General features: G+C 64.5%; 15 protein-coding genes. 2 read left to right on the forward strand and 13 right to left on the reverse strand.

Annotated features, from left to right (window positions below):
- Nucleotides 1-8 precede the first annotated feature (8 nt).
- The 10 genes from NKH60_RS04815 to NKH60_RS04860 all read right to left on the reverse strand — a co-directional run bounded on the left by NKH60_RS04815 (nucleotide 9) and on the right by NKH60_RS04860 (nucleotide 8,440).
- Complete coding sequence (locus tag NKH60_RS04815) at nucleotides 9-995, reverse strand: branched-chain amino acid ABC transporter permease (RefSeq protein WP_352834968.1); 987 nt, start codon at nucleotides 993-995, stop codon at nucleotides 9-11.
- Nucleotides 996-1,000: 5 nt separating this feature from the next.
- Complete coding sequence (locus NKH60_RS04820) at nucleotides 1,001-1,897, reverse strand: branched-chain amino acid ABC transporter permease (protein WP_352469658.1); 897 nt, start codon at nucleotides 1,895-1,897, stop codon at nucleotides 1,001-1,003.
- Nucleotides 1,894-2,622 (reverse strand): ABC transporter ATP-binding protein, encoded by a 729-nt coding sequence (locus NKH60_RS04825; protein ID WP_502893727.1) that lies wholly within the window; start codon nucleotides 2,620-2,622, stop codon nucleotides 1,894-1,896. Before NKH60_RS04825 ends, NKH60_RS04820 begins: the two co-directional genes overlap by 4 nt.
- The gene (locus NKH60_RS04830; RefSeq protein WP_027027454.1) at nucleotides 2,603-3,340 is read right to left on the reverse strand and encodes an ABC transporter ATP-binding protein; all 738 of its coding nucleotides are present in this window, start codon (nucleotides 3,338-3,340) and stop codon (nucleotides 2,603-2,605) included. Before NKH60_RS04830 ends, NKH60_RS04825 begins: the two co-directional genes overlap by 20 nt.
- A gap of 140 nt (nucleotides 3,341-3,480) precedes the next feature.
- The gene (locus tag NKH60_RS04835; protein WP_352834965.1) at nucleotides 3,481-4,689 is read right to left on the reverse strand and encodes an amino acid ABC transporter substrate-binding protein; all 1,209 of its coding nucleotides are present in this window, start codon (nucleotides 4,687-4,689) and stop codon (nucleotides 3,481-3,483) included.
- 55 nt (nucleotides 4,690-4,744) lie between these two features.
- Nucleotides 4,745-5,134, reverse strand: a complete 390-nt coding sequence (locus NKH60_RS04840) for a nuclear transport factor 2 family protein (RefSeq protein WP_352469655.1) — start codon at nucleotides 5,132-5,134, stop codon at nucleotides 4,745-4,747.
- A 17-nt stretch (nucleotides 5,135-5,151) separates the two neighbouring features.
- The gene (locus NKH60_RS04845) at nucleotides 5,152-5,946 is read right to left on the reverse strand and encodes a MoaF C-terminal domain-containing protein (RefSeq protein WP_352469654.1); all 795 of its coding nucleotides are present in this window, start codon (nucleotides 5,944-5,946) and stop codon (nucleotides 5,152-5,154) included.
- Nucleotides 5,947-5,959: 13 nt separating this feature from the next.
- Nucleotides 5,960-6,748 carry an SDR family NAD(P)-dependent oxidoreductase gene (locus NKH60_RS04850; RefSeq protein ID WP_352469653.1) on the reverse strand — a complete coding sequence of 263 codons (789 nt, stop codon included), beginning with the start codon at nucleotides 6,746-6,748 and terminating at the stop codon, nucleotides 5,960-5,962.
- A gap of 175 nt (nucleotides 6,749-6,923) precedes the next feature.
- Nucleotides 6,924-7,505: a YceI family protein gene (locus tag NKH60_RS04855; RefSeq protein ID WP_352835037.1), complete on the reverse strand. Its 582-nt coding sequence runs from the start codon at nucleotides 7,503-7,505 to the stop codon at nucleotides 6,924-6,926.
- A gap of 41 nt (nucleotides 7,506-7,546) precedes the next feature.
- Nucleotides 7,547-8,440, reverse strand: coding sequence for a hypothetical protein (locus tag NKH60_RS04860; protein WP_352767504.1), 894 nt, complete (start codon nucleotides 8,438-8,440; stop codon nucleotides 7,547-7,549).
- Between the two features lie 209 nt (nucleotides 8,441-8,649).
- On the opposite strand from NKH60_RS04860, the gene NKH60_RS04865 reads away from it, so the two are divergent.
- Together NKH60_RS04865 and NKH60_RS04870 are read left to right on the forward strand one after the other, a co-directional pair.
- Nucleotides 8,650-10,152: an aldehyde dehydrogenase family protein gene (locus tag NKH60_RS04865; protein WP_352814195.1), complete on the forward strand. Its 1,503-nt coding sequence runs from the start codon at nucleotides 8,650-8,652 to the stop codon at nucleotides 10,150-10,152.
- 4 nt (nucleotides 10,153-10,156) lie between these two features.
- Nucleotides 10,157-11,746: a GMC family oxidoreductase gene (locus NKH60_RS04870; protein WP_352849942.1), complete on the forward strand. Its 1,590-nt coding sequence runs from the start codon at nucleotides 10,157-10,159 to the stop codon at nucleotides 11,744-11,746.
- 10 nt (nucleotides 11,747-11,756) lie between these two features.
- On the opposite strand, the gene NKH60_RS04875 is transcribed toward NKH60_RS04870, so the two are convergent.
- Genes NKH60_RS04875 through NKH60_RS04885 form a run of 3 tightly spaced genes read right to left on the reverse strand, consistent with a single transcriptional unit; the run spans nucleotide 11,757 to nucleotide 15,941 of the window.
- Nucleotides 11,757-13,247, reverse strand: coding sequence for an aldehyde dehydrogenase (locus NKH60_RS04875; protein ID WP_352836767.1), 1,491 nt, complete (start codon nucleotides 13,245-13,247; stop codon nucleotides 11,757-11,759).
- A complete protein-coding gene (locus tag NKH60_RS04880; RefSeq protein ID WP_352469647.1) occupies nucleotides 13,244-14,437 on the reverse strand; it encodes a cytochrome P450 in 1,194 nt (397 codons plus the stop codon). The genes NKH60_RS04875 and NKH60_RS04880 overlap by 4 nt, the downstream gene beginning before the upstream one ends.
- A gap of 58 nt (nucleotides 14,438-14,495) precedes the next feature.
- On the reverse strand, nucleotides 14,496-15,941 hold the full coding sequence (locus tag NKH60_RS04885) for an APC family permease (RefSeq protein ID WP_352685377.1): 1,446 nt from the start codon (nucleotides 15,939-15,941) through the stop codon (nucleotides 14,496-14,498).
- Between the last annotated feature and the right edge of the window lie 150 nt (nucleotides 15,942-16,091).

Consider the following 16,091-nt stretch of genomic DNA (forward strand, 5'->3'; position numbering starts at 1 on the left):
CCCAGACCTCAAGCCGTCCGCGCCCTGCCCGCAAAACTCCGCATCAGCCCCTTCGGCAAGAACAGCATCGCCAAGATGATGGTCAGCCCCGAAATCACCGGGTGGTAATCCGGCACCACGATGCGCGCCAGGTCGAACACCGCGTACATGACGAAGGCGCCGAGGATCGGGCCGAGCAGGGTGCCGGTGCCGCCGACCACCGTCATCATCAGCGGCAAAAGCATCCAGTCGAGGTCGAAGACGGAGTCCGGGCCGACATGGAAGATGTAGTAGGTATAGAGGCTGCCGGCGACGCCGGCGATGAAGGCGCTGCCAGCAAAGGCGGCGACCTTGATCCTCAGCGTATCGATGCCGTTGGCCGAAGCCGCCATCTCGTCGTCGCGCACGGCGATCAGCGCCAGGCCGTAGCGCGAGCGCATCAGCAAGCGGATGGCAAGCGCCGTGCCCACCATCAGGCCGAGCCCGACCAGATAGTGCGGCAAGAGCGTATCGAAGGTGCCGGCGGGCGCCACGACGCCGAAGGCGCCGCCGGTGAAATCACCGCCATTGATGAACATCACCTTGATGATCTCGCCGAAGCCGAGCGTGCCGAGCGCGAAATAGTCGCCGCGCAGCTTTGACAGCAGCGGCAGGCCGATGATGATGGCGGCGACGGCCGCGACCAGCCCGCCCAGCATCATCGTCACCGGGTCGAAATAGTAGATCCGCGGATAGGCGTCATAGAACGTGCCCCAGAGATAATTGCCGCTCCACAGAATGGCGGTGGTGTAGGCGCCGAGCCCGAAGAAGGCATGGTTGCCGAGGCTGATCTGGCCGCCGAAGCCGGCAACGAGGTTCCAGCCTTGCGCCATAGTGGCGTAGATGAAAACGAAGAACAGGAACGAGAAGGCGTAAGAATCGATCGCGCCGGGCAGGAGCGGCACCAGCGCGAGGGCAGCGACCACGGCAATTGCGATCCCAATCCAGAATTGTTCCGGCAAGGCTTTCATCATCATGACGCTCAAGCCTTCTTGTAGGGCCGGCTGAACAGGCCTTCCGGCTTGAACATCAGCACCGCCAGGAACACGCCGTAGGCGATAGCGTTGGTCCAGCCGCCCGAGATGAAATACTGCACATAGGCTTCGATCAGGCCGAGGATGATGCCGCCGGCAAGTGCGCCCGCGACATTGCCGATCCCGCCCAGCGCCAGCGCCACCAGCGCCTTGAGGCTGAAGATGAAGCCGGCGAACGGGTTGAACGGGAAAGTCGTCGCCACCGCGACGCCGGCCGCTCCGGCGAGTCCGATGCCGATCGCGAAGGCGACGGCGTTGACGCGGTGCGGGCTGATGCCCATCAGCGTCGCCGCCTCCATGTCCTCGGAGGCCGCGCGCACCGCCTTACCAACCAATGTCTTGCGCAGGAATAGCACCACCAGGCCGGTACCGGCGAGCGCAATCACGAAGCCCATCGAGCGGGTGAAGGAGGTGCGCACGCCCAAAATCTCGATGCCGCTCGCCGTGTAGGAGGTGACGATGGCCGCGGTGTTGCCGCCCCAGATAACCGTCATCAGGTTCTGGATCAGGAACATCAGACCGACCGCGATCAAGAGTGAGATGTTGCGGTCCTCCGCTGCCGCCGCGCGGCGAAACAGGCCTTGGTAGACCAGCCAGCCGACGACGAGCCCGACGGGCACGACGATCAGCAGCGACGCGAAAGGGTCGATGCCGACGCCGTAGAACAGCGCCCGTACGAAATAGGCGGACAGGATGATCATCGCGCCCTGCGCCAGAAAGATCAGCCGCATGGTGCCGAAGATGAGGCTGAGGCCCACCGCCGCAACGCCGTACATGGCGCCGCCCAGCGCGCCGTTGAGCGACAGCTGCAGCAGGATTTCGGGAGGCGGAATGTTCTGCATCATTGCACCTCCAAGACGCCCATATAGGCCTTCTGGATTTCGGGATCGGCGATGAGCTCGGCACCAGTGCCTTGCATGGCAAGCTCGCCGGTTTTCAGCACGAAGGCATAGTCGGCGACCTTCAGTGCCTGATGGATGTTCTGCTCGACCAGGAGGATGGTGACGCCCTGCTTGTGCAAGGTCTCGATCAGCGCGAACATCTGCTGCACCACGATCGGGCTGAGCCCCAGCGACGGCTCATCGAGGATGAGCAGCGACGGGTCCGACATGGTGGCGCGCGCGATCGCCAGCATCTGCTGCTCGCCGCCGGAGAGCGAACCGGCCTTCTGCCCTGCCCGCTCCTTTAGCCGCGGAAACAGCGTGTAGGCTTTCTCCAGCGACTGCTTGAAGCGCTTCCGCACCTTGGGTTGGAAGGCGCCGAGCTCGAGGTTTTCCAGCACGGTCATCTGCCGGAACAGGCCGCGCCCTTCCGGTACATGCGCGATGCCCATCGCCGCGATCTCCTCCGGCGCCTTGCCGGCCAGCGGCGCGCCGGAGAGGAAGATCTCGCCGCGCTTCGGCTTCAGCAGACCGGAGATGGTCTTCAGCAGCGTCGTCTTGCCCGCGCCGTTGGCGCCGACAATGGCGACGATGCTGCCGGCGTCGACGTGGATCGACACGCCCCACAGCGCTCCGACGTCGCCATAGGCGACTTCCAGATTGGTGACGTCAAGCAGCCGGTTCGCCAAGATAGGCCTCTATCACTTTGCGGTTGGCGACGATCTCGCGCGGCGTGCCGTCGGCGATCTTCTCGCCATGGTCCAGCACGATCACCCGGCTGCATACCTTCATGATGGCATCGACCTTGTGCTCTACCCACAGGATCGAGACCCCCTTGTCTGTGCGCACGCGGCGAATGACATCGACCGTGCGCTGGATCTCGGTCGGGTTCAGCCCCGCCATCGGTTCGTCCAGCAACAGCAGCCCCGGGCTGGAGGCAACGGCTCGCGCGATCTCCAGCAGCCGCCGGTCGGACAACGTCATATGCGCGGTGCGGACATCGCGCTTGGCGGTCAACCCGACCAGTTCAAGTGCCTCCTCGGCGGCTGCCGTCGCATGCTTGACGCGGCCGCCCGAGCCATAGACGGCACCTACCATGATGTTCTCGAAGGCCGTCATGGTCAGGAACGTGCGCACCAGCTGGAAGGTGCGGGCAATGCCGAGCCGGCAGATGCGATGCGGGGCCGTGCCGGTGATGTCCTCGCCACGGAAGCGGATACGGCCCTGGGTTGGGGTGTAGAGCGCGGTAATTACGTTGAACAGTGTCGACTTGCCGGCGCCGTTGGGACCGATCAGCCCGATCAGCTCATTGGCTCCGACGGCGATGTCGATGTTGTTGAGCACGACAAGCCCGCCGAACCGCTTCTGGATCGCCTCGAGGCGAAGCAAGGTTTCGTCAGGCTGCATCGTGTGTTTCCGTTTCTCGAGGGGAAGCTATCCGCGCAATCTATCGAGGTCAGCGCCGCCCTCATCGCCCTGCCGGCCTTCTCCCCGAGTAGGACGGGGAGAAGGGCAGGCGGCAACGTCGGAGCCCGTGCCCTCGCCGCTCAGCGCTTGTCCCAGGCCGGCGCCGGCTTGTAGGTCCAGTTGCCATTCGGGAAGATCAGCTGGTGCTTGCCTTGCCACCATTGCGTGGCAACGCTGGGGATCAGCGCAAAGCCGGTCTGGTCGAATTTGAGATCGCCGACGACGGTGTCCTTGAATTCCTGGTTGAAGACCGCGTCATGCAGCGCGGCGGCATCGGTGGTTCCCGCCTTTTCGATCGCCTGCGCCAGCACCTGCGCATTAGCGTAGAAGGCGCCGACTGTGACGGAGTCCTTGTTGAATTCGGCCTCGTAGCGATCGCCGAGTTCCTTGGCGCCGCGATAGGGATAGCTCGACGACCAGAAACCGTCGGTCATGATGTAGTCCGAATCCGCTCCGAGCGCTTCGTGGAACTCGCCCGTCCAGGTGCCTTTCCAGCCATGCAGATAAGGCACGGAGAAGCCGAGCTCCTTCATCTGGCGCAGCAGCGTCACCGTGTCGGCCGGCGAGCCGAACACCAGCATGGCGTCGACATTGGCGGCCTTGAGCTTGGTGATCAGCGCCGAATAGTCGGTGGCCCCGATCGCCCAGGGATCATCGACCGCGAAAGTGTAGCCATATTTCTTGGCCGCCGCCTCGAAGGCGCCGCCAAAGCCCTTGCCGTCGGGCGAATCCTCGGTGACAAGTGCCGGGTTCTTCGGCTTCTCATTGGCCGGCAGCTTGTTCCAGATCTCGAATGGCACCTCGGCGCCCGGCCCCGGGTGGAAGAAGAAGAGGGCCGAGTATTTGAGCTTCAACGGCTGCCACTCGAACGGGAACGCCGTCGTGATCATGTAGAACTTCTTGTATTTCTCGGCGACGATGGCACCGGCGATGTTCATCGGCCCGGAATGGGTCGATAGCAGCGCGTCGACCTTCTGCACCTTGATGAGGTTTTCCAGCGCCGAGGCGACCTTGCCTTCCGAGCTTTCGTCGTCGGCGACGACGAGGCGCACCGGCAGCTTCTTGCCGGCCGACTTGAGCATGATGCCGCCGGCCTTGTTGATGTCGGCCACCGCTTGCTCATAGGCCCATTTCTGCTCCTTGCCGTCGCCGGCCAGCGGCCCGGTCAAGGAGATCGGAGCGCCGATGACGATCTCGTCGCCGGCGGCATTCGCGACCCCTGTGCCGCCGGCCGCAAGTGCGGTCGACAGCACCAGGCCCGCCAGCATTGCCTTCAGATTGTTTCCCATTGCATCCTCCCAGGTTGTTTCATCGGCCGGACGCATCGGCGCCCGCCCGCATGCCTCAGACCGTCGCTGCCGCGACCAGCCTGGTATCGGTGAACTGCTCGAAACTCACGGCTTTACCGTCGTCCATCTCCCAGACATGGACGACGCGCGCCGACATTTGCTTGCCGGTCTTCCTGTAGGTGCCCGAATAGGTGCCGATGCCGACGATGGTGGCGCCGCCGTCGACCAGTCTTTCGAGCTTCAGCGTGTAGCCGTCCCACTCCTCGCCGATGCGCTTGAAGACCCCCGCTATGATGGCGTCGGGGCCGACATAGGTGCCGGCATAGGGGAAGCCCGCCATTTCGGTCCAGGCGGTGCGGCTGGTGATTGGCGCCATCATCGCAGATAGGTCCTTGGCATCGGAACCGGCGTAATGGGCCTTGATCGCTTCGTAGTTCTTGTTCATCGCGTTCTCCCGCGCGGTCAGACCGGCGCCTTGCCTTCGTCGTAGACGGTTCTGGATTTCTTCTCGATGTGAGCGCCGGCCGGCTTGTTCTCGACCTTGCCCAGGCTGGTCACGCCGAGGAATTTCCCGGTCGAGCGCATGACGTCCCAATTGTAGAAGAACAGCGAGGCGACCGGGATGATGAACTCGCGGAAGCCGAACACATATTGGTTGTCGGCAAACTTCCAGGTGGTCGCCAGGTCGACGTCGCCATGGCCACGCTGGATGCCGACGAGGTTCTGCCAGGCATAGCGCTCGGAGCTCAGATAGATGTGCTCGTAGACGTGGTTGGGGCTGTATGTGTAGTGCGCGGTGAGCCCGATCAGGTCCCGGGTCGGCGCCGGCTTGATACCGGTCGGCGCGTTGCTGGGATCCCCGAGCACGCCGGCCGACCAGGTCTGCGCGACGCGCGGCTCGCCGGGCGCTTCGCCTGCTTCACGCACCCGTTCGCGCACCGACAGCACGCGGCGCGTGCTGGTGTTGACGATGTAGGCCTCATCCTCGGTCGGCCGGGCGGCGAAAGTCATGTTGATGAAGAACACGTTGGCGGCGACTTCGAGCGCCTCGTACCAGTCCGCGCCGGCCTCGCTGCCCTCGCTCCACGCCACCGTGTCGGGCGACGTGAAGGCAAGGTCGATTGTGCGCCCCGTGTCGAGCGTGATCTTGAAGGTCTGGCCGCGCAACGCTGATGTCGTCGCCAGCCGGTTGGTGGCGATGCCGGCGGCGAAATCGTCGAAATGCTTCCAGTCCGCCGGCCTGTTCTGGTCGTTCATCGCACTCTCCCAATCAATCGACAAAAGCTAATGTCGGCAGGTCGACGACGGTGGCGCCGCCATCGACGGTCAGGATCGAACCGTTCATCATGGCCGCCTCGCTCGAAGCGACGAAGCAGACGACGTTGGAAACCTCTTCCGGTGTCGCCGGCCGGCCGAGCGGGACGTCCCTGGTCACCAGCCGGTAGGCATCGTCGATCGAGCCAAGTCCGTGCTTCTCGACGATCACCGCCATCTGTTCGTCGGCCATGTCGGTCGAGACCCAACCCGGGCAGATGATGTTGGTGCGCACGCCCTTGCGGCCATAGTCGCGCGCCAGCGATTTGCCGAAGCCGATGCAGGCATGCTTCATGGTGACGTAGCCGGCGGCGTCCGGGCCGGCAAACAGGCCGGCGATCGAGGCAACGACGACGATGTTGCCCTTCCGCGCGATCAGGTCCGGCAGGCATTCGCGGGCGCAGACGAAAGCGGTGTCGAGATTGGTGCGCGTCGCCAGGCTCCAGGTTTCGTCGCTCATCGAAATCGTCGGGCCGACACCATGGCCGCCGGCATTGGCGACGAGGATGTCGACCGGTCCGATTTTTTCATGCACTTCGGCAAGCGCCGCACGCACCGCCTTCGGATCGGCGGCATCGCCCTGCACCACCAGACCGCCAATATCCTTGGTCACAGCTTCCAGCGGCTCGCGCCGCCGGCCCATCAGGACCACCTTGGCGCCGTCGGCCGCCATGCGCCTGGCCACCGCCGCGCCGATCCCGGTGCCGCCGCCGGTAATGAAAGCCGTCTTTCCCGAAAATCGCATTGTTCCATCCCGATTGGTAAGCGCGCCGGCTATGTGCCGATCTTCGCTGGGAATAATGCGGCACCGGCCAATCTGCGTCTTGTCCGAGCGAGAACTTTGTTTTGACTGAGTGCGCACTTTGCGCCCTGTCCGATGAAGTGCCGCGCGACCTTGCGCGCGGCACTCGCTCGCCGGATTACTTTTTCACCGCTTCCAAATCCATGACGATGTCGACATCCGATCCAAGGCCGAAGCCGGCCGCGGCCTTGGCCATCGGGAAGTCGGCCGTACTGACCTTGCCTGTGGCGCTGAACGCCGCCTTGGTCAGCGTCGCATCCCACGGCGCCGGCGCCTCGTTGATCAGCGTCACGTCGAGGGTGATCTCTTTGGACACACCGCTGATGGTGAGATTGCCGGTGACCTTGCCGGTCTTGTCGCTGACCTTCTCTACCTTGGTGCTTTCGAAGGAGATCGCCGGGAATTCGGCGGCGTTGAAGAAGTCGGGGCCTTTCAAATCGCTGTCGCGCTGGTCATAGGCGGTGTGCACCGAGCCGACATCGATCTCGGCCTTGACGCTGCTTTTCGATGGATCGGCCTTGTCCATCACGATGGCGCCCTTCACCGCATCGAACTGGCCATGCGCGATGCCGTAGATGCCGTGCTTTATGGTGAAGGTGATCCAGGCGTGCTGGCCGTCGATCTCGTAAGTGTCGGCATGTGCTGCCGATGCGAATGCGCACACCGAGGCAAAGGCCAACGCGGCCGTCAGTTTTCTCATCGTCACGTAACTCTCCCCATTGTTGGTTGTCGTTCTTTGGCTCAGGAAAAGCCGAGGGCGGCTCCATGCGGCGCCCATAGGATCGCCGTCAGGATGGCCAATATCGCCGGTGTGGCGATCAGCAGACCGGCAATCGGCGGCCGCAACGGCCGGACGCCGGGAACAAGGCCCCGCAGCGGACCGGGCATCAGCATGGCCACGATCAGCGGCAAGGATGAAAGCACCAGCGCGACCGGATTAGCCTTCGGCGCCAGCAGCGCGACCTGGATCTGCACGGTGGCTGCGGCGTAGATAAGCAGCAGTTCAGTGCCCTTGCTCCAGGCAACGGCGGAGCCTCCGCGCAGCACTGTGATGTACTGGACAAGACACCAGCCGCCGGCGAGCGCGGCAAGCGATCCCAGCAATTGCCCGGTGACGATCGAGGCGCCAAGCACCGAGATGATGGCGCCGGCCAGGCAAAAAGCGAGCATCGCCGCCGGCACCAGGAACGGCGCTTCGGCGGACGACGATGGCGAGGACCGCGCCGACAGCAGCATCGCGGCGCCGACGATCGCCAACAGGCCGGCGATGAGGGCGGCGACCATCTGCAGGTCGAGTGAACCGCCGGCCAGGCGGCGCCAGCCAAGCCACAGCAAGGCTACCGCAAGCGCGGCGGCGACAAGCTTGCCCGCAACGGCAGCGCCCAACAGGCGTTCGGGCAACAGGCCAACGACGATGCCGCCAGAGGCGAGATAGATCAACTTCTGGCTGGCGGCGACCGGCGGCACCACAGGCGGCCCGAGCGTGTCCCAATAGAAGAACAAAATCAAAGCGGCCCACAGCAGAGAAAGCACTGATCCCGGCAGTGCGACCCTTGCCAACAGCGCCATCACCGTGCCGAGCGCGAGTGGCAGCGCAGCAGTGGTGACCATCGGATTGCCCAGCAACGCACTCAATCGTCGACACCTCTTTGACAACCGGGAAGCCTGCGCAAAACACGCTGCTCGATGCGACTTTGGTCTAGGCCAGTCGACTGCGGGGCGTCTTGTCCAAGCGGGAACTTTGTTTTGACTGAGCGTGCACTGGCACCATCAGCCGCTTGAAGCCAGCCGACACGCTCCATAACCCTGATGCAACGTGTTCACCAGCAATCGAGGAGGATGGCGTGAACGAGAGAACCGTGCCGCCGATCAGCACTGCTGCCGCCGCTTTCCTGGCGCGTCCGCACCGGCCCTTCATCAATGGACGCTTTGTTGACGGCTTGGCGGGAAATGGCCTCGCTGTCGATGATTCCGCCTCCGGCGAGATCGTCGCGCATGTGCCCGAGAGCGGTCCCGAACTGGTCGACCAGGCGGTGCGTGCTGCGCGTGCAGCCCTTGAAGGCCCGTGGGCCTCAATGCGGCCGGTCGACCGCCAGAACCTGATGCTGAAGCTCGCCGACGCCATCGAGGCCGATGCCGATCTCTTGGCCGAGATCGAAAGCATCGAGAACGGCAAGTCGCTAGGTGTCGCCCGCATGCTTAGCGCCGGCGGCAGCGTCGACTGGCTGCGCTATTATGCCGGGTGGGCGACCAAGATCGAGGGCTCGACCTTCCAGGTGTCCATTCCGGTGCCGCCTGGCGCCAGGCATCAAGCGATGACCATAATGGAACCGGTCGGCGTCGTCGGCGCCATCGTGCCGTGGAATTTCCCGTTGCTGATCGGCATGTGGAAGATCGCGCCGGCGCTCGCCTGCGGCTGCACCGTGGTGTTGAAGCCGCCGCAGGAGACGCCGCTCGGCCTGCTCAGGCTCGCAGAACTGATCAAGGCGTCAGGCTTCCCGCCCGGCGTCATCAACATCGTGACCGGCAGCGGCAGCGTCACCGGCGAGGCGCTGATCCGTCATCCCGGCATCGACAAATTGACCTTCACCGGTTCGACGGAAGTGGGAAAACGCGTCGGCCACGCGGCCGTCGACCATGTCGCCCGCTTCACGCTGGAGCTCGGGTCGAAATCGCCGATGATCCTGCTTGCCGACATGGAAGAGGGCATTGAGCCCCTGGTCGCCGGGCTCGGCATGTTTTTCAACCAGGGCCAGGTCTGCACCTCGGCCTCGCGGCTGCTGATCGAAAAGTCTATCTATGACCGCACGCTGACGCGGCTGGCCGAGATCGCCGATGGCATGACACTGGGCGCCGGCCGCGATGCCGAAGCCCAGATCAACCCACTGGTCTCGGCCAAGCATCGAAGGAGCGTCGAGGGCTTTGTCGAGCGCAGCCTGGCGGCCGGCGGCGAACGCGTCAGCGGCGCGCGGTCGGTACCGGCCAGGGGCCATTATGTCGCGCCGACCATCCTGCACAATATCAGGCCCGACATGGAGATCGCGCGTGAGGAGGTGTTCGGTCCGGTGGTAGCGGCGATGCCGGTCGCCGATCTCGACGAGGCGATCCATATCGCCAACGACACGCGCTATGGCCTGTCGGCCTCGATCTGGACCCGCGACATGGGCAAGGCGATGACCGCCGTCCACGGCCTCAAGGCCGGCACGGTGTGGGTCAATTCGCATAACACGCTGGACCCTGCGGCACCCTTCGGCGGCTTCAAGCAGTCCGGCATCGGCCGCGAACACGGCCGCGCGGCGATCGACGGCTATCTCGAGACCAAGACCGTCATCATGCGCTACGCCTGACGCCATGAACGCTGCGTACGACTACATCATCGCCGGCGCCGGCTCGGCCGGCTGCACGCTGGCCAACCGCTTGGTCAATACCGGCCAGCGCGTGTTGATCGTCGAAGCCGGGCCGGCCGACAATTCGCGCTTCATCGACATGCCCGCCACCTTCGCCAAGGTGATCGGCACGGCGCGCAGCTGGATCTACGAATCCGATCCCGAACCCAGCGTCGGCGGCCGCCGGCTACCGGTGCCGCAGGGCCGCACGCTGGGCGGCGGGTCGTCGATCAATGCCATGCTCTATGTCAGGGGCCAGCCGCAGGACTATGATGACTGGCGCGACCTTGGCTGTCCCGGCTGGGGCTGGGACGAGGTGCTGCCGGTGTTCAGGCGGCTGGAGCGCAACGAGCGGCTGGCCGGCAATCGCCACGGCACCACCGGACCGCTGCCCGTCTCCGATCCCCGCCATCGCCATCCGCTGTCTCTGGCCTATGTCAGGGCCGCGCAACAGGCCGGCTATCCCTTCAATGACGACTTCAACGGGGACAGGCAGGAAGGCGTCGGCTTTTACCAGACGACGACCGCGAATGGCGAAAGACAATCGGCGGCAAAGGTGTTCCTGAAGCCGTTGGCAGGCAATGCCAACCTCACCGTCATCACCGATGCGCTTGTCACCGGCGTGACATTGGAAAACGGTGCGGCAAGCGGCCTCGCCTACACCACATCGGACGGACAGACCCATACAGCGACGGCGGAAGCCGAAGTGATCCTCACATCAGGCGCGCTGGCGACGCCGAAGCTGATGATGCTGTCGGGACTGGGGCCAGCCGAACATCTGACCGCGCTGGGCATTCCCGTCATCCGCGACATGCCCGCGGTCGGCCGCGACCTGCAGGATCACGTCGCGGCTCCCGTCTATGCGCTGACGCGCCAGCCGATCTCGCTGCTTGGTGAGGACCGTGGCCTGCGGGCGCTGCGCCACGGCCTGCAGTACCTCATGTTCCGCACCGGCCTGCTCACCTCGAATGTGGTCGAGAGCGGCGGCTTCTTCGACGCCGATGGCGATGGCCGTCCCGATATCCAGTTCCACGTCCTGCCGGTGATGATCGAGAGCGCCGAACACGGCTCGATCGAGCGGCACGGCATGGAGATCAATCCTTGTGTGCTCAGGCCGAAGTCGCGCGGCACGGTCAGGCTGCGCTCGCGCGATGCGGCCGATCCGATCCGCTTCACCACCGGCTTCCTGTCCGATCCGGACGATCTCGCCTTGCTGCTGGCCGGCATGAAGATCGCCCGCACCATCCTGCGCCAGCCGGCGCTGCAGGCCATGGTGGCGGAGGAGCTTTCGCCGGGCGCGGCCGCGGATCTTCCTGACCAGGCGATCGTCGGCCACATCCTCGAACACGCCAAGACGGTCTACCACCCATCGGGAACCTGCCGGATGGGCAATGACGACAGTGCCGTGGTCGATCCGCGGTTGCGCGTCCGCGGCGTGCCGCGCCTGCGGATCTGCGATGCCTCGGTCATGCCCAGGCTCATCAGTGGCAACACCAACGCGCCGGTGATCATGATCGCCGACCGCTGTGCCGATTTCATCCTCGGCAGCGCTTAGCGAGAAACGGTCAGCCGAGAGAAATCCAGGCCGTTTTGAGATCGGTGTATTTGTCCAGCGCATGCATCGACTTGTCGCGACCGAAGCCGGACTGCTTGACGCCGCCGAGCGGCACGGTGATGTCGGCGCCGCCATAGGTGTTGACGTGGACGACGCCGGCATTGATGTTGCGCACCATACGATGCGCCGTGGAGAGGTTGGCGGTCCACACCGCCGAGGCAAGGCCATAAACCGTCGAATTGGCAAGCCGCACCGCCTCTTCCTCGGTCTCGAAGCGCATCACGCCGAGCACCGGCCCAAACACCTCCTCGCGGGCGAGTTGCATCTCTTGCGTCACGTTCTCGAAGATCGTCGGCGCCATGTAGCTGCCGCCGGTTTCGGCCAGGATCCGTCCGCCGCCGGTGACCAGACGGGCGCCTTCAGCTGTCGCCCGTTCGACGAAGCCGAGATTCTTGTCCAGCTGCTCGGCGCTTGATACCGCACCGACGTCGCTCGTCAGATTGAGCGGATCGCCGACCTTCAGCCGCGTGGTCGCTGCGAGGAGCTCGTCCATGAAGCGGTCGTAGACCGACGCCTGGACGAGCAGGCGCGAGCCGGCAACGCAGACCTGGCCGGAATTGCGAAAAATGCCGTTGGCCGAGACGATTGCGGCCTGTTTCAGGTCCGGGGCGTCGGCAAAGACGATGTTGGGCGACTTGCCGCCGAGTTCGAGGAAGACGCGCTTCAGATTGGAACGCGCCGCATACTCAAGCAGATGCCGGCCGACCGGCCCCGAGCCGGTGAAGGCTATGGCGTCGACATCCATGTGCAGGCCGAGCGCCTCGCCGGCAACCGCGCCACGGCCGGTAACGACGTTAAACACACCGGCGTGAAGCCCGGCTTCGGCAGCGAGCTCAGCCAGCCGCAGAAGCGTCAGCGAAGCGACCTCGGGCGGCTTGACGACGATGGAATTGCCGGCAGCCAGCGCCGGCGCGATCTTCCAGGCGCCGATCATCAATGGGAAATTCCAGGGTACGATGACGCCGACAACGCCGAGCGGCTCCTTGTGGATCAGCCCGAGCACATTCTCGGCCGTCGGCGCGATCTCGCCATAGACCTTGTCGATAGCCTCCGCGTAGTAGCGGATGGTGCCCGCGGCCGATAACGGCTCGGCCTTGTAGGCCATGCCGATCTCGGTGCCGTTGTCGCGGACGCCAAGCACCGCCAGTTCATCGACATGCTTTTCGACCAGCTCGGCTAACTTCGTCAGAATCTTCTTGCGGAAGGCGGGGGCGGCGCGCGACCACGAGCCCTTCTCAAACGCCTTGCGCGCCGACGCCACGGCGCGATCGACATCGACGGCGTTGGCGTCGGCGATGCTGGCGAACGGGCGGCCATCGATCGGCGAGATCACGGGCAGCGTGGCGCCACTTGCACCTGCGGTCTGCGCACCATCGATGAAGAGGTTTCGCACGCCGACCTCGGCCTTGCGCAACGTGTCGATGGTGTTCTGGTTGATCATTGCGTACCGGCTCCGAAGGCGACATGCAGGGTGGTTGGCGCGCGAAATTCCCAGCCCCGGAACACCGGTTCCTTGCCTGGCACCAGCCGCAGATCCGGAAACCGTTCCAGCAGAAGCCTTACCGCGAGGCACATCTGCTCGCGCGCAAAAAACCGACCCGAACAGAAGTGATGGCCAAAGCCGAAGGCAGCGTGGTTGCCTTCATCACGAAGGATGTCGAAACGGTCGGGATCGGAGAACCGGATTTCGTCGCGGCTGGCCGAGGAGACGAGCGCGGCGACTGGCGCGCCCGCCGGGATGGTCACGCCGCCGAGCTCGACCGCGCGCGTCGTCTGGCGCGTCTGCGTGCCGATCGGCGCGACCCATCGCAGACCCTCGTCGACCGCCTTCGGCACCAAGGTTTCCAGATCGTCCAGCACCTGCCGCATCTGCTCGGGATGCGAAAGCAGGCCGGCAAGTATGGAGCCGGCGCCATGGCCGGGCTCCTGCATGCCGCCGAGCAGGATGACCTTGATGCTCGGCATCACGAAGTCGATGGCGCGGGTCGCACCCTGCGGCATGCCGTCATGCAGTATGTGCGACAGGGCGGAGTCGTCAGGCGCGTGGACAAGCCTCTCCAGCGTCGGCAGGATGGCGGCGCCAACCTCGGCGCTGATCGCATCGGCGATTTCCTGGCGCTTCGGATCGTTCTCGAAATTGATGGCGCCCTGGGCAAGGCCATAGAACCAGCGCCGCAAGGTCGGCATGTCGATGTCGGCCAGCCCGAGCGAGCGCGCCAGGCTGAGCGTCGACACCGGCTCGAAATACTCGGCCATCAGTTCCGCCGCACCCTGCTCGGCGATCCGGTCGAGATAGGGTCCGGCGATCGAGCGCACGAGATCCCCGGCATAGGAAGCGACGGTGCGCGGCCGGTATTTCGGGTCGACGCCCTGGCGCAGATCCTTGTGGACGTCTCCGTCGGTGGTCAGGATGGTCGGCTTGCCGAAGGAGCGTTCGACCGGGGATGTCCCGACAACCGCGGAGAAGATGTCGGGCGACTTCGCGACCGTTTCGACATCCTTCCAGCGGGTGACGAACCAGAGGTTGACCGCCGGCACGAAAGCGACCGGCGCGTTGCGCCTCAGTTCAGCATAGATCGGATACGGATCGGCTTCCAGCGCCTCAACGGTGATGCTCTCGGCAAAGCTCAACGCCGCTACTCCCCTAGGGTGAAGAAGGGGGCGGCGTCATGCGCCGCCCCTCTTGATCTCAGTCCTTCAAAGGCTGTCCAAGCTCGGCGAAGGCCACCGGATCCCGGCTCTTCAACGCGCTCGCCAGCACAAGGCCAACCACGGCCGCGATCAGCACCAGCGCCGGCAGGAACACGCCGAGGAACCCGCCAGCACCGGACAGGCCGCCGAAATTGATGACGATCAGATAGATGATGATGACGAAGGCGATGAAGGTCAGCCCCGGCAGGATTGTGGTCTTCACCGCGTTCTCCTGACTGGACGGGTTGGCACGGAAGAACATCACGACGGCGAGCGAGGCCACCGCCATCATCACGATGACGCCGAGAGTGGCAACGTTGGTCAGCCACGAAAACAGCGCCAGCACCGGGTCAAGGCCAAGCACGGCGAAGAGCCCGACGACGACAGCGGCAAGCACGCTCTGGATGACCGAGGCGACATGCGGGCTCTGGTGCGTCGAATGGGTCACGCCGATGGTCCGCGGCAGGAGCTTCTCGCGGCCGGAAACATAGATGTAGCGGGCGACCGCATTGTGGAACGCCAGTACGCCGGCAAACAGGCTCGACACGAACAGGATGCTCATGGCGTGCGAGAGCATCGTTCCGGCGTAGCGGTCGGACAGGCCGAACAGGAACGTGGTCGGATCCTGAAGCCCCTGCAGCGCCGGCAGCAGCTTATCAACGCCGGCACCGACCGCCATCAGCCATGCGGTGACCATGTAGAAGACGCCGATCAGGATGACGGAGAAATATGTCGCCCGCGGAATGGTGACCTTGGGGTCGCGCGCCTCCTCGGCATAGATCGTCGTTGCCTCGAAGCCGATGAACGCGGCAAAGCAGAACAGGATGGCGATCGCCGGCGCGCCGCTGGTGATCTGGCTCCAACTGAACGGCGCCGCTGACAGTCCACTATCGCCTCCGGTCTTGACGATCGCCATGTCGAGGATCAGCACCACGACGTATTCGGCAAGCACCAGAACGGTCAGGATCTTGGCCGACAGGTCGACCTGCCTGTAGCCGAGCACGGCGACGATGGCGATGGCGATGAAACTCCACGCCCACCAGGGCAAGTTGATGCCCCAGCCGGCGAACAGCCCGGCGGTCGCGGCACCGAGAAGGCCCATGACGCCGATCTGCATGGCATTGTAGGACAGGATTGCGATCAGCGCCGTGGCGCCGCCGGCGAGACCGCCGAGCCCGCGCGCCGCATACGCATAGAAGGCGCCTGCATTGCCGACATGGCGCGACATGGCGACATAGCCGACCGCGAACAACAGCAGCAGCAGCGTCACGATCAGATAGGTGCCGGCAAAGCCCGCGCCATTGCCCATCAGCATGCCGAGCGGCGTGCCGCCAGCCACAGCCGTCAGAGGCGCCGCTGCCGAGATCACCATGAAGGTGATGGCGCCAACGCCAAGGCTGTTCTTCCTCAGCCGGTTCGCTTCGCCGGCTTCAATTGTCGTCATCTTTCCCTCCAATTCCGCGCTGCGGAAGCCAAGTGTCCCTGAAATGTCGAGGCCCTGTTTCGGGCCGCCTTGTCGTTTCATTATTTGCAACGACATTTCGAATATAGACTTGCAAAGGAACCGGCTTCCTGTCAAGTTAATTCGCACGTT

This window comes from Mesorhizobium sp. M1006 (assembly GCF_040318825.1).
Taxonomy (GTDB): Bacteria; Pseudomonadota; Alphaproteobacteria; order Rhizobiales; family Rhizobiaceae; genus Mesorhizobium.

Coding starts and splice junctions, on each gene's coding strand:
- NKH60_RS04870 (WP_352849942.1), top strand. CDS start 10,157: ATGAACGCTGCGTACGACTACATCATCGCCGGCGCCGGCTCGGCCGGC.
- NKH60_RS04835 (WP_352834965.1), bottom strand. CDS start 4,689: ATGGGAAACAATCTGAAGGCAATGCTGGCGGGCCTGGTGCTGTCGACC.
- NKH60_RS04845 (WP_352469654.1), bottom strand. CDS start 5,946: ATGAACGACCAGAACAGGCCGGCGGACTGGAAGCATTTCGACGATTTC.
- NKH60_RS04885 (WP_352685377.1), bottom strand. CDS start 15,941: ATGACGACAATTGAAGCCGGCGAAGCGAACCGGCTGAGGAAGAACAGC.
- NKH60_RS04830 (WP_027027454.1), bottom strand. CDS start 3,340: ATGCAGCCTGACGAAACCTTGCTTCGCCTCGAGGCGATCCAGAAGCGG.
- NKH60_RS04855 (WP_352835037.1), bottom strand. CDS start 7,505: ATGAGAAAACTGACGGCCGCGTTGGCCTTTGCCTCGGTGTGCGCATTC.
- NKH60_RS04815 (WP_352834968.1), bottom strand. CDS start 995: ATGATGATGAAAGCCTTGCCGGAACAATTCTGGATTGGGATCGCAATT.
- NKH60_RS04875 (WP_352836767.1), bottom strand. CDS start 13,247: ATGATCAACCAGAACACCATCGACACGTTGCGCAAGGCCGAGGTCGGC.
- NKH60_RS04840 (WP_352469655.1), bottom strand. CDS start 5,134: ATGAACAAGAACTACGAAGCGATCAAGGCCCATTACGCCGGTTCCGAT.
- NKH60_RS04850 (WP_352469653.1), bottom strand. CDS start 6,748: ATGCGATTTTCGGGAAAGACGGCTTTCATTACCGGCGGCGGCACCGGG.
- NKH60_RS04820 (WP_352469658.1), bottom strand. CDS start 1,897: ATGATGCAGAACATTCCGCCTCCCGAAATCCTGCTGCAGCTGTCGCTC.